This is a genomic window from Delftia sp. UME58 (genome assembly GCF_014170385.1).
Lineage (GTDB): Bacteria > Pseudomonadota > Gammaproteobacteria > Burkholderiales > Burkholderiaceae_C > Comamonas > Comamonas acidovorans.
The window spans coordinates 128,265-141,190 of the sequence record NZ_LZZV01000020.1 but is presented as its reverse complement, the minus strand read 5'-3'; the positions used below and the strand labels follow the sequence as shown (position 1 = coordinate 141,190).

Genomic DNA, 12,926 nt, shown 5'->3' with positions numbered 1-12,926 from the left:
GAGGTTACAAATGGTCGCAACAACGGACTTGCACCCATAATCGCTCACAATTTTGTCCCGTTGACCTCATGAACCAGCCCCAACACCCCATCGTCCATGGCACGGAAGACGTGCTGATCAGCCTTTGCAATTCGGTATCCCGCGTGCTCCAGGTGGCCACGCAGTGCCAGATCCAGTATTCGGGCATGGTGCAACGCATCACCAAGACCAGCCTCAAGCCCGATATCGGCTGCTTTGTCCTGGTGGACGGTGGCTTCTCGGGCCTGGTGATCATCAACTTCTCGGCCGCCGCCGCCATGGAGCTGTACCGCAGCTACATGCTGAGCATGGGCATGGGCGAGGATGACCTGGCCACCTCCTATACCTCGGACGATGTCAGCAACGTCATGGGCGAGCTGATGAACCAGGTGGTGGGCGACTTCACCAGCAAGGTCCAGCGCGAGCTTCAGACCTACATCACCCAGAGCCAGCCCAAGATGATCCGCCTGAACAAGCAGGTCAACCTCAGCGTGGATGCCAACCTCGACTCCCCCGAGGCGCGTCGCGTGACCTTCTACACAGGCAACAACAACATCTTCTATCTCGAACTGGCCATGGACCGCACGGAGTTCATCAAGGTCGTGGACTTCGAGCCCCAGGAGCGCCCCGATCCCGATGCGCTCATGGCCCAGACCGCCGCCAGCACCCCGGCCGCAGCGCCCGCGCCGCCCGCCAGCACCGACACCGACGAACTGCTCAAGTCGCTGGGCATGTAAGCCCGGCCTGCGGTGCGGGAGCCAAAACCCTGGCGCCTGCGGATGTATCGGGAGACTCCGGGAACGATATCGTTGACATGCAGATAATTGGAATGTCAACTATTTGAATACCACGATGTCCTCCCAGTCCGACCAGTCCCTGCCCGCGCAGGCCGATGCCGCGAGCGTGCAGCGGCATTTCATGTTCACGCTGGGCCAGGTGAACAAGCAGTGGCGCCGCACGCTGGACCGACTGCTGGCGCCCATGGGGCTGACCCAGGCGCTGTGGATGCCGCTGATGCATCTGGCGCGTTCCCCTGACGCCATGCGCCAGAAGGATCTGGCCCACTCCCTTGCGCTGGACAGCTCCTCCGTCGTACGGCTGGTGGACGGCCTGGCTGCCCAGGGCTGGATAGAGCGCGTGGACGACAGCGACCGCCGCGTCAGGAAAATCCAGCTCACGCCAGCCGGCCATGCCCAGGTCGAAGCCGTGCAGGGCCTGCTGCAGCAGGCCCGTGCCCAGGTGCTGGGCGCCGTGCCGCCCGAGGAACTGGAGGCGGCCTACGCCACGCTGCAGCGCCTGCTGCAAGCCATGGCCGCCGAGCCCGCCTCAGACGCGGACCTGCACGACGAGCAGGCTCGCTGAGATGGCGCCCGAGCACTCTTCGCTGCCACCACCGGTGCAAGGCGATACAGCGGCCAGCCGCAAGGCTCCGCTATGGCTGCTGGTGATCGTGACCATCGTCGGCACGCTGGCCATGCATATGTTCCTGCCCGCCCTGCCCGATGCGGCACGCCAGCTCCAGGCCGGCGCCAGCCAAATGCAGCTGACCATCACGGTCTACATCCTGGGCCTGGGCGTGGGCCAGCTGGTCTACGGCCCGCTGTCGGACAGCCTGGGGCGCCGCCCCATGCTGCTGGCAGGGCTCATCCTCTATGCGCTGGCAAGCCTGGCGGCCTTTCTCGCCCCGTCCGCCCCCTGGCTGATCGGCGCGCGGCTGCTCCAGGCGCTGGGCGGCTGCGCGGGCCTGGCCCTGGGACGCGCCATTGCGCGCGATTCGAGCACGCCCGAGAACGCCGTCGGTAGCCTGGCGCTGCTCAACCTGATGATGATGATCGGCCCGGGCATCGCGCCGGCCATCGGCTCGGCCATCGACGACGCCCTGGGCTGGCGCGCCATCTTCGGCACGCTGGCCGTGGTCGGCGGCGTGACGGCCTTCGGCATCTGGAAGCTGCTGCCCGAAACCGGACAGCCCACGGGCCGCCTGCACCTGGGCACCATCCGCGACGACTACCGCAGCCTGCTGCGCTCCCCGGCCTTCGTGGGCTTTGCCGTGGGCGGCGGCTGCGCCACAACGTCCATCTATGCCTTCCTGGCGGCGGCGCCCTTCGTCTTCATCGAGCAACTGCATTCCACCAAGCATGAAGTGGCCATCTACCTGGGCCTGCTCATGGGCGGCATGGCCGCGGGCAATGCGCTTGCCCGCCAGCTGATACGCCACTGGCCCCTGGAGCGGCTGATGCTCAACGGCAATCTGCTGAGCCTGGCCAGCGCGGCCATGCTGCTGTTGCTGGCCCTGTGCAACCAGCTCACGCCGGCCATCGTGGTCGCGCTGATGGTGCTGTTCGCGCTGGGCTCGGGCCTGACCAGCCCTGCGGCGCTGGCCAGCGCGCTCAGCGTGCATCCGCGCCTCACGGGCTCGGCCGCCGGGGTCTACGGCAGCACCCAGATGGCCGTGGGCGGCCTGTGCACGCTGGGCGCCAGCCTGGGCAGCAACCCGGCGCTGTCGGCCGCGCTCGCCCTGGTCGTAGCCTGCGTGGTGGGGCAGCTGGGCTTTCGTGGTGCGCTGCGCCACGCGCAGCGTGCGCCCGGCTGAGGGCAGTCCGGCTGAGGGCCATGGTCCCCGAGGCGACGGCCCGGCCGCGCAAAGCGCAGGCGGGGCCAGGGCCTCGATTACATTGGCGCAGCCGTGGCAACTGCCACGGACCACAGGAGACAAAAACATGCGCCAACTTTCCTTTTCCATCGTCCTGCGCCAGGCCGCCACCGGCACGCTGGCAGCCGCCGCGCTGCTGGCCGGCACAGCAGCCCAGGCCGGCTCCATCGAGGCCGCCGAGTTCAAGAGCGCCACGCTGCAGCGCAGCTGGACCTACAACGTCTACCTGCCCACGGGCTACGACGCCCAGTCCAGGCTGCGCTACCCCGTCATGTACCTGCTGCACGGCAATGACGGCCAGCGCAACGACTGGCCCGTCAAGGGCAGCCTGCTGCGCACGGTGGACCAACTGATCCAGAACGGCGAGATCCCGCCCGCCATCATCGTCATGCCCGACGCGGGAACGACCTGGTACGTGGACCTCAAGGAGCCCATGGAGACGGCTTTCTTCCAGGACCTCGTCCCCCATGTCGAGAAAAAGTACCGCACCCTCACCAGCCGCGATGGCCGCGTGATCGGCGGCCTGTCCATGGGCGGCTACGGCGCGCTGCGCTACGTGCTCAAGTACCCCGAGAAATTCCAGGCCGCCGCCCTGCTGAGCCCCGCCATCTACAACCCAGAGCCGCCCGCCGATTCCTCGGCACGCTCGGTCAAGGTCTTTGCCGAACCCAACACGGGCGGCCAGTACAGCACCACCGTCTGGAAAAGCTACAACTACCCTGTGCTGTGGGACAGCTTTCTCGCCCGCAAGATCAGCGTGCCCATGTACATCAACTCGGGCGACGACGATGAATTCATGATCGAGTCCGACGCCGCCCAGCTCTACGCCCAGCTGCGCAGGAACAAGCAGCCTGCCGAGCTGCGCATCGTCAACGGCAAGCATGAATGGCCGGTCTGGGAAAGCACCATCGGCGACGCGCTCAAGTACGTATTCCGCACCGTGCGCCGCCCGCAGGCGGACAACTGAGCCAGGCCATGAAGCAAAAAAAGGGGAGCCGATCAGCGCCCCTTTTTGATTGCATCAGCAGGTCTTACAGATTGCCGACCATCTTGGCAGGGATAACCCAGGCGTCGAACTGTTCGCCGGTCAGGTGGCCCGATGCCACAGCCGCTTCGCGCAGGCTGGAGCCTTCCTTGTGCGCCTTCTTGGCGATGTAGGCCGCCTTGTCGTAGCCGATGTGCGGGTTCAGCGCCGTCACCAGCATCAGCGAGCGCTGCACCAGCTCGGTGATGCGCTCGCGGTTGGGCTCGATGCCCACGGCGCAGTGGTCGTTGAAGCTCTTCATGCCATCGGCCAGCAGGCGCACGCTCTGCAGGAAGTTGTGCGAGACCATGGGGCGGAACACGTTCAGCTCGAAGTTGCCCGAGGCGCCGCCGAAGTTGATGGCCACGTCGTTGCCGAAGACCTGGGCCGCCAGCATGGTCACGGCCTCGCTCTGCGTGGGATTGACCTTGCCGGGCATGATGGACGAGCCGGGCTCGTTCTCGGGGATGGAAATCTCGCCCAGGCCGCTGCGCGGGCCCGAGGCCAGCCAGCGCACGTCGTTGGCGATCTTCATCATGCTGGCGGCCAGCGTCTTGAGCGCGCCGTGGGCGTGGACCAGGCCGTCGCACGAGGCCAGGGCCTCGAACTTGCTGGGCGCCGTCACGAACGGGTAGCCGGTGAGCTGGGACAGCTCGGCCGCCACGCCCTCGGCATAGCCCTTGGGCGCATTCAGGCCCGTGCCCACGGCCGTGCCGCCCAGCGCCAGCTCGTACAGATGCGGCAGCGCGGCGCGCACATGCTTTTCGCCATGGGCCAGCTGGGCCACCCAGCCCGAGATTTCCTGGCCCAGCGTCAGCGGCGTGGCGTCCTGCAGATGGGTGCGGCCGATCTTGACGATGTCGGCATAGGCCTCGCTCTTGGCCTGCAGCGTGTTGCGCAGCAGGGCAATGGCGGGCAGCAGCTTTTGCTCGATGGCCGTGACGGCAGCCACGTGCATGGCGGTGGGGAACACGTCGTTGCTCGACTGGCTCTTGTTCACGTCGTCATTGGGGTGGACCAGGCGCGCTTCGCCGCGCTCGCCACCGAGGATTTCGCTGGCGCGGTTGGCCAGCACCTCGTTGACGTTCATGTTGGTCTGCGTGCCCGAGCCGGTCTGCCAGACCACCAGCGGGAACTCGTCCGGGTGCTTGCCGGCGATCACCTCGTCGGCGGCGGCCAGGATGGCCTGGGTCTTCTTCTCGTCCAGCAGGCCCAGCTTGTGGTTGACGGTGGCCGAGGCCTTCTTGACCTGGGCCAGCGCGTGGATGATCTCGCGCGGCTGCTGCTCGCCGCTGATGTCGAAGTTCTGCAGCGAGCGCTGCGTCTGCGCGCCCCAGAGCTTGTCTGCGGGGACGGCTATGGGTCCGAAAGTGTCTTTTTCCTGGCGGGTCGCGGTCATTGGTATGGACTCCTTGGTGAAAACAACGCGGCGCAGTTGGCTGGAGGCAGGTCGGCGGGCCGCGCAGGACGTGGCTCGGGGATGTCTGGCTGGCAGGGCCGCAATGGCAAAAACCCGCTCATGGTAACTCCGTAAATGGGAACCCCTCGCATCCATCCCCCACAGCGGTGTCGCCAGGCATGGCTTGTCCAGCCAAACCCCTCGACTCTTGTACAAGACTGCGCCCATTGCGTGCACTTTTCCCCCTGCAGCGCCGATAATCGCCCCCGGGATTCCCCTCCCCCTGTTCCCCCGATCAAAAAAGACACCCCACCGATGACCACCACGATCCGCCAGCAGGACCTGATCGATTCGATCGCAGGCGCCCTGCAGTACATCAGCTACTACCACCCCGCCGACTACATCGCCCACCTGGCCCGCGCCTACGAGCGCGAGCAAAGCCCGGCGGCCAAGGACGCGATGGCCCAGATCCTGACCAACTCCAAGATGTCGGCCACGGGCCACCGCCCGATCTGCCAGGACACCGGCATCGTCAACGTGTTCCTGAAGGTGGGCATGGACGTGCGCTGGGAAGGCTTCACGGGCGGCCTGGAAGACGCCATCAACGAAGGCGTGCGCCGCGGCTACAACCACCCCGAGAACACGCTGCGCGCCTCCGTCGTCGCCGATCCGCTGTTCGCGCGCAAGAACACCAAGGACAACACGCCTGCCGTCATCAACGTGCAGATCGTGCCCGGCGACAAGCTGGACGTGACCGTGGCCGCCAAGGGCGGCGGCTCGGAGAACAAGTCCAAGATGATCATGATGAACCCCAGCGACAACCTGGTGGACTGGGTTCTCAAGACCGTTCCGACCATGGGCGCGGGCTGGTGCCCGCCGGGCATGCTGGGCATCGGCATCGGCGGCACCGCCGAGAAGGCCGTGCTGCTGGCCAAGGAAAGCCTGATGGAAGACCTGGACATGTACGAGCTGCAGGCCAAGGCCGCGCGCGGAGAAAAGCTCGACCAGGTCGAGGAACTGCGCCTGGAGCTGTACGAGAAGGTCAACGCCCTGGGCATCGGCGCGCAAGGCCTGGGCGGCCTGGCCACCGTGCTGGACATCAAGATCAAGATGTACCCCACGCACGCGGCCTCCAAGCCCGTGGCCATGATCCCCAACTGCGCGGCCACGCGCCACGCGCACTTCGTGATGGACGGCTCCGGCGCGGTCTACATGGACGCGCCCTCGCTGGACCTGTGGCCCAAGATCGACTGGGAGCCCGACTACAACAAGTCGCGCCGCGTGGACCTCAACGCCCTGACCAAGGAAGAAGTGGCCAGCTGGAAGCCCGGCGACACCCTGCTGCTCAACGGCAAGATGCTCACGGGCCGCGATGCCGCCCACAAGCGCATCCAGGACATGCTGGCCAAGGGCGAGAAGCTGCCCGTGGACTTCACCAACCGCGTGATCTACTACGTCGGCCCGGTGGACCCGGTCAAGGACGAAGCCGTGGGCCCCGCAGGCCCCACGACGGCCACCCGCATGGACAAGTTCACCGACATGATGCTGGAGCAGACCGGCCTGATCGCCATGATCGGCAAGGCCGAGCGCGGCCCGGTGGCCATCGAGTCCATCAAGAACCACAAGTCGGCCTACCTGATGGCCGTGGGCGGCGCCGCCTACCTGGTGTCCAAGGCCATCAAGAACGCCAAGGTCGTGGGCTTCGAGGACCTGGGCATGGAAGCCATCTACGAGTTCGACGTGGTGGACATGCCCGTGACCGTGGCCGTGGATGCCGGCGGCACCAGCGCCCACATCACCGGCCCGGCCGAATGGCAAAAGCGCATCGCATCCGGCGAGTTCAAGACGATTGAGATCGCTTCGGCCTGAAGCCGGCGCCAAGCGTAAAGGGACCGCCTTCGGGCGGTCTTTTCATTGGTGCGGGCATTTGTGACAGACTGCCCGCTGCCTGCAACACTGCCCCACTGCCCATTCAACATGACCATCGCGCTCGTCCTCATCGCCCTGCTGGCCGTGACCAGCATGGCATGGCGCCTGTCCTCCCGCCGCCATGTCCTGCCCTGCCCCTCCTGGCTGCGCTGGATGGTCGAACTCGACAACCCCTTCGCGGCCAGCAACAAGGCCGCCTTCATCGTCGGACAACTGCAGGTGCAGCCAGGCATGAAGGTGCTGGATGCGGGCTGCGGCCCGGGACGCGTCACCCTGCCGCTGGCCCGTGCGGTCGGTGCCCAGGGCCATGTGCTGGCCGTGGACCTGCAGCCGGCCATGCTCGAACAGGTGGCTGCCAAGGCGCATGCCCAGGGGCTGGAGAACGTGCGCACCCAGGCGGCTGCGCTGGGCCAGGGGCAGCTCGCAGCCGGGCAGCACGACCGCGCCGTGATGGCCGCCGTGCTGGGAGAGATCCCGAACCGCCAGGCCGCGCTGGCCGATGTATTCCAGAGCCTGCGCCCCGGCGGCCTGCTGGCCGTGGCCGAGCTGGTCTTCGACCCGCATTTCCAGCGCCGCACCAGCGTGGAAAAGCTGGCAGGCGAGGCAGGCTTCATCCCCCACTCCTTCCACGGCCATGCAGCCGCCTATCTGCTGGTACTGCAGCGCCCTCTCCAACCATGACCACCACACATTCCCCTGTAGCGACCCTGCGGACACCGCGCCTGATACTGCGCCAGTGGCAGGCCGGCGACCGGCCACCCTTTGCCGCGCTGAATGCCGACCCACAGGTCATGGAGCACTTTCCGGCACTGCTCAGCCGTGGACAAAGCGATGCCATGGCAGACAGGATCCAGGCACTGATCGAGGAACGCGGCTGGGGCTTCTGGGCGGCAGAGCACCTTGCCAGCGGCGAGTTCATGGGCTTCATCGGGCTGCATACTCCCGCCGCGTCTTTGCCGTTCTCGCCCTGCGTGGAAATCGGCTGGCGGCTCGCCCGGCCTTTCTGGGGCCAGGGCCTGGCCAGCGAAGGCGCGCGGGCGGCGCTGGAGCACGGCTTCAGCGCGTTGCATCTGGAGTCCATCGTCTCGTTCACCGCGCTGTCCAACCTGCGTTCGCAGGCCGTGATGCAGCGCCTGGGCATGGAGCGCGAGGCACATGACTTCGACCATCCGGAGGTGCCCGCAGGCCACGCGCTGCGCAGGCATTGCCTGTATCGCCTGACACAGGCCCAATGGCTGCAGCAGCAAGCCATGGGCGCAGCATGAACGCGCCCGAGCGGGCATACTGGGCGCCGCCTCCAAAAGCCTTTATCCGGATCTGCACATGACCTCCCCGGCCTCTCCCATCGGCGTCTTCGACAGCGGCATCGGCGGCCTCAGCGTGCTGCAGGCGCTGCGCCATGAACTGCCGCATGAGCGCTTCGTCTACCTGGCCGACAGCGGCAATGCACCCTATGGCGACGCACGCGGCGATGCCTTCGTGCAGCAGCGCACGCGCACCATTGCGCGCCACCTGTGCGAGCAGCACCAGATCAAGGTGCTGGTGATCGCCTGCAACACGGCCACGGCAGCGGCCGTGGACATGCTGCGCGCCGAAATGCCCGAACTGCCCCTGATCGGCGTGGAGCCCGCCATCAAGCCCGCTTCGCTGTCGAGCCAGACCGGCCACGTGGGCGTGATGGCCACGCGCGGCACGGTGGGCAGCGCACGCTTTGCACGCCTGGTGGCCGACCATGGCCAGCGCGTGCAATTCCATGTCCAGCCCTGCGACGGACTGGCCAAGGCCATCGAGGAAAGCACGGAGCAACCCGTTCCCGCCGACCCCATGGCCACCGAGGTCGCGCGCCTGTGCGCCAGGTACGTGAATGCCCTGGGCAGCTTCGGACAGAAGACGGGTGAGATGGATTCCCTGGTGCTGGGCTGCACCCACTACATATTCGCCCGCGAGCAGTTGCGCACGCTGCTGGGGACGGACATCCAGTTCATCGACACAGGTGCCCCGGTAGCTCGCCAGACGCGGCGCGTGCTGGATCGCCTGGGCACCCTGGCCAGCGAATCAGGACCCTTGCCAGCGGCAGAGTGCCAGGTCCAGCTGATGACCACGGGATCGCTGCAGGCCCTGCAATCGGCCGCATCGCGCTGGCTGGATCTGCCCGCGCAATGCTGCTCGTGCGTTCAGGTCGGCGAATCCAGCGCCGTCCCCACGGCCGCCTGAATCACGGCTGCGCCTGCCACAGGCGCCGGCCCGAGTGGTCCATCCAGCTCAGGTACAGCCGCAGCTCGAACTCCAGCTGGTGGTAGTCGGGCTCCATGTGGGTGCACAGCTGGTAGAAGGCCTTGTCGTGGTCAGGCTCGCGCAGATGGGCCAGCTCATGGACGACGATCATGCGCAAGAAAGCCTCGGGCGCCTGCTTGAACAGTGCACCGATGCGGATCTCGTGCCGGGCATTGAGGCGGCTTCCCTGCACCACGGTGCGGCGCGTGTGCAGGCCCAGGGCGTTGTGGACCACATGGATGCGGCCGTCGTAGGCCACCTTGTTCAGCGTGCCGGCATTGCGCATGTGCCGGCCCTTGAGGGCATCCACGTAGTCATAGAGGCTCTTGTCCGTGCGCACGGCATGGGCCTCGGGATGCTTGCGCAGCAGCCAGGCCTCGGCCTTGTCATCGGCCAGCCAGCCGCGCACCTGCGACTGCAGCGCGGCCGGGTAGGCGGACAGGTAGGGAAGAGGCAGTGCACCGCCAGCCACCTCGCGCCGCTGCTCGCGCTGGCGGCGCACGGTCTCGGTGACTACTCCGGAATACTTGGGCGTGCTGGCCTGTGCCGCCATGGCTGTACGCTGCGCTGGGCAGCGCCTTGCGCTCAATGCAGGTGGCGTGGGCGGCGGTTGCCGCCGTGGCCCGAACCCGATCCACCCATGCCGCGCGGCGGCTTGCCGATCTCCAGCGAGCTGACCAGGGCGTCGAAGCGCTGGGAGAAGAGCTTGTCGATCTCCTGCACCACGCCACCCAGCTCGGAGCCGTCGAAATGGCGCTCCATGAGGTTGACCACGTCCTGAACCAGAAGGTCGCGCTGCACCTGCATGATGGCTGCGGGCGTCGGGCCCACGAAGAGCATGACGAAATCGTCGCGCGATTCGGCCTCTTCGGACTCTTCTTCCTCGTCGAACTCGGTGTCGTAGAAGGTCACCTCGATGGCCGCGCCCTGCTCGGCCAGCTCGTTGATGCCCATGCACATGTCGTCCAGCGACTGGCGGAAGTCCTCGTCGCCACGCACCGTCCAGCACACCTGGAGCAGGCGCTCCTTGGTATCGAACTGGATGCCGGGCTCTTCCTCATAGACGCTGCCAGCGCCATCGGCCAGGGAACGGGCCCCCGCATACTTCCACAGCGGACCCAGCGCTTCCTGCAACTGCTCGTAGGTCGTGTCGGGGCGCAGCAGCACTTGGCCGTGCACGTGGATTTCAAATGGAGCGTTGTAATTCGACATGTTCTCGTCTGGGATGAGTTTGGCCACACCTGTCACGCCGCACCGTGTGCCACGATCAACGTCAACGGAACGCATGCAGGCATCGCCATCACTGTCTGCCCGCGCCGCGCCATCCAGGCAAGCAGCCCGGGGCCTGATGAATGGATTCTCGCACGTTATGCCAACGGGCAAGGTCTTGGCAACGCATGGACACCGTGCAGCGCAGCAAGCGGGCAGGACCGTCGATGCACGTTGCGGCACGACGCCTGAATTTGCGGAACAGCAGGCGCCTTGGCTGCTTTAATCCGCTACCGTATAGATAGCAACAATGCCTAGTACGTATTGGGTTGTGGTGCCCCGAGCCGGGATCGAACCGGCACGCCCCTGTTCGGAAGCGGCGGATTTTAAGTCCGCAGTGTCTACCAATTTCACCATCGGGGCCCTGCACCGCAGCGTCACAGGTCAGCGCGAACTGCTCACACCTGCAACTGCAGCACCAACGAAAAAGGGAAGCGTTACCGCTTCCCTTTTTTCTGAATTGGAGCGGGAAAACGGGTTCGAACCGTCGACCTCAACCTTGGCAAGGTTGCGCTCTACCAACTGAGCTATTCCCGCGTATCTGTCAAGCTGTTCGCTTCACAGAGCAGACTTGAATTCTAGCGCAGATTTTTGGTGCTTCGGAAGAAGCTCGTAAAAAATCTGCACCGAGGCAGATGGCAGCCTGCCTTGCACCTTGCGGCGGCAGGCTGCTTCACCGTCGACGCCTACTTGCCATCGATGCGATCCTGCATGCGCTTGGCCCGCTGTTCGGACGGCGGATGGGAGCTCAGGATGGAGCTGCCGCCGCTGCCAGCGCTGAGCTTGGCCAGCTTCTGGAACGATGTGACCAGCCCCTGGCGGCTCATCTTCTTTTCCGTGAGCAGATCGAAGGAGTAGTCATCAGCAGCCGATTCCTGCGACTGCGAGAACTGGGCATTGATGAACTTCTCGCCCAGATCACCAGCCTGCGAACGCGACAGCGAGGCCAGCGCCGAATTGCCGCTATTGGCGGCAATAGAACGTGCAGCCGACGCCGCATAGGCCGTCTGCATGCGCTTCTTGCTGTGACCCAGTGCCACGTGCCCGATCTCATGGCCGATCACGCCACGCAGCTCGTCATCATTCATCAGATCCATCAGGCCGCTGTAGACACGAATGCAGCCATTGGCCATGGCCCAGGCATTCACATCCTGCGTCATATAGACCTTGTATACAGCCTTCTTCCCATTGACAGCCTGCGGCATGCCGGCGATCACTTTGTTCAACCGCAGCGTGTACTTGCTCTTTGCATCTGCCACCTTGTTCTGGGCATCCATGGCTGCGCAGGAATCATTGGACAGCGTGACCACGTCGTCATCCGTGAGCGTCATGGCCTTCATGGCCGTGGAGCCCGAATCCAGCAGCCCGCCCACATCAGCGGATTCCATGGTTTTACAGCCAGCCAGCACCACGCCGCTGGCAACAATGGCCGTCAATAGCTTGATCTTCATAGCCCCTCCCGATAAATGAAGCGCGCATCATATCCAGGACCAGCCAATTAAAGCTACCGGCAATGGCGATCTATTTGCAATTTCTTGCAATTTCTCAATGAGAAAGCAATGCCAAATTTCAATGACCACCAATCATTTGAACAAATAGAAACAATTAAACTCACTAAATCAGCAATGAATGACCAAAACAGGCATGCAGCCATGCTGTCGGTGTGCAGACCGTGAAGCACCGCATGGCACTGAATCGCAAGAGAACAAGATGCGCCAGCCAAGTCGAGGCCGTGGCGAAGACATGGCACCAAGAACGAACAACAATCCGTGATGCAGAAAAAAGAAAAAGGCCCCGAAGGGCCTTATAAGTATTTGATTTTTTTAATATTCTTGGAGGCGCGAACCAGAGTCGAACTGGTCTAACCGGATTTGCAATCCGGGGCATAACCGCTTTGCTATCGCGCCAAGATCACTATCAAACATGCAGCATTGCTGCAGTTTTCCTAAAACTGGAGCGGGAAAACGGGTTCGAACCGTCGACCTCAACCTTGGCAAGGTTGCGCTCTACCAACTGAGCTATTCCCGCAAAAAATTCAAGCAACCAACCGTCACCTGAATCGGATGCACACGAGGCACATCCAAAACTGGAGCGGGAAAACGGGTTCGAACCGTCGACCTCAACCTTGGCAAGGTTGCGCTCTACCAACTGAGCTATTCCCGCAAACATTCAAGCAGCCACCGCCACCTGAATCAGATATGCACAGGGCACATCCTGAAACTGGAGCGGGAAAACGGGTTCGAACCGTCGACCTCAACCTTGGCAAGGTTGCGCTCTACCAACTGAGCTATTCCCGCATTTCTACCGAAGCCTGACATTCTACAACGTCGTTTGCTGCGATGGGATGAATTGTAGCGTAG

At 64.5% G+C, this 12,926-nt stretch carries 12 protein-coding genes and 6 tRNA genes; 8 read left to right on the top strand and 10 right to left on the bottom strand.

Annotated elements, in window-relative coordinates; genetic code table 11:
* Positions 1–68: 68 nt before the first annotated feature.
* The 4 genes from A9976_RS07965 to A9976_RS07950 all read left to right on the top strand — a co-directional run bounded on the left by A9976_RS07965 (position 69) and on the right by A9976_RS07950 (position 3,638).
* Positions 69–755 carry a DUF3334 family protein gene (locus A9976_RS07965; RefSeq protein ID WP_183018547.1) on the top strand — a complete coding sequence of 229 codons (687 nt, stop codon included), beginning with the start codon at positions 69–71 and terminating at the stop codon, positions 753–755.
* A gap of 115 nt (positions 756–870) precedes the next feature.
* Positions 871–1,380, top strand: a complete 510-nt coding sequence (locus tag A9976_RS07960; protein ID WP_183018546.1) for a MarR family winged helix-turn-helix transcriptional regulator — start codon at positions 871–873, stop codon at positions 1,378–1,380.
* A gap of 1 nt (position 1,381) precedes the next feature.
* Positions 1,382–2,611: a multidrug effflux MFS transporter gene (locus A9976_RS07955; protein ID WP_183018545.1), complete on the top strand. Its 1,230-nt coding sequence runs from the start codon at positions 1,382–1,384 to the stop codon at positions 2,609–2,611.
* A 127-nt stretch (positions 2,612–2,738) separates the two neighbouring features.
* A complete protein-coding gene (locus A9976_RS07950; RefSeq protein WP_183018544.1) occupies positions 2,739–3,638 on the top strand; it encodes an alpha/beta hydrolase family protein in 900 nt (299 codons plus the stop codon).
* Positions 3,639–3,702: 64 nt separating this feature from the next.
* On the opposite strand, the gene fumC is transcribed toward A9976_RS07950, so the two are convergent.
* Complete coding sequence (gene fumC / locus A9976_RS07945; RefSeq protein WP_183018543.1) at positions 3,703–5,094, bottom strand: class II fumarate hydratase; 1,392 nt, start codon at positions 5,092–5,094, stop codon at positions 3,703–3,705.
* A 315-nt stretch (positions 5,095–5,409) separates the two neighbouring features.
* On the opposite strand from fumC, the gene A9976_RS07940 reads away from it, so the two are divergent.
* The 4 genes from A9976_RS07940 (at position 5,410) to murI (ending at position 9,237) form a co-directional block, all read left to right on the top strand.
* Positions 5,410–6,963: a fumarate hydratase gene (locus tag A9976_RS07940; protein ID WP_034391754.1), complete on the top strand. Its 1,554-nt coding sequence runs from the start codon at positions 5,410–5,412 to the stop codon at positions 6,961–6,963.
* Between the two features lie 108 nt (positions 6,964–7,071).
* Positions 7,072–7,704, top strand: coding sequence for a class I SAM-dependent methyltransferase (locus A9976_RS07935; RefSeq protein WP_183018542.1), 633 nt, complete (start codon positions 7,072–7,074; stop codon positions 7,702–7,704).
* Positions 7,701–8,288 carry a GNAT family N-acetyltransferase gene (locus A9976_RS07930; RefSeq protein WP_183018541.1) on the top strand — a complete coding sequence of 196 codons (588 nt, stop codon included), beginning with the start codon at positions 7,701–7,703 and terminating at the stop codon, positions 8,286–8,288. The genes A9976_RS07935 and A9976_RS07930 overlap by 4 nt, the downstream gene beginning before the upstream one ends.
* Before the next feature lie 58 nt (positions 8,289–8,346).
* Positions 8,347–9,237, top strand: a complete 891-nt coding sequence (murI, locus tag A9976_RS07925) for a glutamate racemase (protein WP_183018540.1) — start codon at positions 8,347–8,349, stop codon at positions 9,235–9,237.
* A 1-nt stretch (position 9,238) separates the two neighbouring features.
* Here the strand turns inward: murI and A9976_RS07920 are convergent, their stop codons facing one another.
* The 9 genes from A9976_RS07920 to A9976_RS07880 form a co-directional block, all read right to left on the bottom strand.
* Positions 9,239–9,850 (bottom strand): M48 family metallopeptidase, encoded by a 612-nt coding sequence (locus A9976_RS07920; RefSeq protein ID WP_183018539.1) that lies wholly within the window; start codon positions 9,848–9,850, stop codon positions 9,239–9,241.
* A gap of 32 nt (positions 9,851–9,882) precedes the next feature.
* Positions 9,883–10,509 carry a DUF6806 family protein gene (locus tag A9976_RS07915; RefSeq protein WP_013803265.1) on the bottom strand — a complete coding sequence of 209 codons (627 nt, stop codon included), beginning with the start codon at positions 10,507–10,509 and terminating at the stop codon, positions 9,883–9,885.
* 329 nt (positions 10,510–10,838) lie between these two features.
* Positions 10,839–10,929: transfer RNA gene (locus A9976_RS07910), tRNA-Leu, on the bottom strand.
* 98 nt (positions 10,930–11,027) lie between these two features.
* A tRNA-Gly gene (locus A9976_RS07905) sits at positions 11,028–11,103 on the bottom strand.
* A gap of 149 nt (positions 11,104–11,252) precedes the next feature.
* Entirely contained in the window at positions 11,253–12,017 is a 765-nt protein-coding gene (locus tag A9976_RS07900; RefSeq protein WP_043824220.1) for a M48 family metalloprotease, read from the bottom strand.
* Between the two features lie 382 nt (positions 12,018–12,399).
* Positions 12,400–12,473 (bottom strand) — tRNA-Cys (locus A9976_RS07895).
* A 45-nt stretch (positions 12,474–12,518) separates the two neighbouring features.
* Positions 12,519–12,594, bottom strand: a tRNA-Gly gene (locus A9976_RS07890).
* A gap of 59 nt (positions 12,595–12,653) precedes the next feature.
* A tRNA-Gly gene (locus A9976_RS07885) sits at positions 12,654–12,729 on the bottom strand.
* 58 nt (positions 12,730–12,787) lie between these two features.
* Positions 12,788–12,863, bottom strand: a tRNA-Gly gene (locus A9976_RS07880).
* Positions 12,864–12,926 lie beyond the last annotated feature (63 nt).

What these genes read in the sequence shown, in the direction of transcription:
- A9976_RS07960 (WP_183018546.1), top strand. Translation starts at nt 871, where the DNA reads ATGTCCTCCCAGTCCGACCAGTCCCTGCCCGCGCAGGCCGATGCCGCG.
- A9976_RS07915 (WP_013803265.1), bottom strand. Translation starts at nt 10,509, where the DNA reads ATGTCGAATTACAACGCTCCATTTGAAATCCACGTGCACGGCCAAGTG.
- A9976_RS07900 (WP_043824220.1), bottom strand. Translation starts at nt 12,017, where the DNA reads ATGAAGATCAAGCTATTGACGGCCATTGTTGCCAGCGGCGTGGTGCTG.
- A9976_RS07940 (WP_034391754.1), top strand. Translation starts at nt 5,410, where the DNA reads ATGACCACCACGATCCGCCAGCAGGACCTGATCGATTCGATCGCAGGC.
- A9976_RS07920 (WP_183018539.1), bottom strand. Translation starts at nt 9,850, where the DNA reads ATGGCGGCACAGGCCAGCACGCCCAAGTATTCCGGAGTAGTCACCGAG.
- A9976_RS07965 (WP_183018547.1), top strand. Translation starts at nt 69, where the DNA reads ATGAACCAGCCCCAACACCCCATCGTCCATGGCACGGAAGACGTGCTG.
- fumC (WP_183018543.1), bottom strand. Translation starts at nt 5,094, where the DNA reads ATGACCGCGACCCGCCAGGAAAAAGACACTTTCGGACCCATAGCCGTC.
- A9976_RS07955 (WP_183018545.1), top strand. Translation starts at nt 1,382, where the DNA reads ATGGCGCCCGAGCACTCTTCGCTGCCACCACCGGTGCAAGGCGATACA.
- A9976_RS07935 (WP_183018542.1), top strand. Translation starts at nt 7,072, where the DNA reads ATGACCATCGCGCTCGTCCTCATCGCCCTGCTGGCCGTGACCAGCATG.
- A9976_RS07930 (WP_183018541.1), top strand. Translation starts at nt 7,701, where the DNA reads ATGACCACCACACATTCCCCTGTAGCGACCCTGCGGACACCGCGCCTG.
- A9976_RS07950 (WP_183018544.1), top strand. Translation starts at nt 2,739, where the DNA reads ATGCGCCAACTTTCCTTTTCCATCGTCCTGCGCCAGGCCGCCACCGGC.
- murI (WP_183018540.1), top strand. Translation starts at nt 8,347, where the DNA reads ATGACCTCCCCGGCCTCTCCCATCGGCGTCTTCGACAGCGGCATCGGC.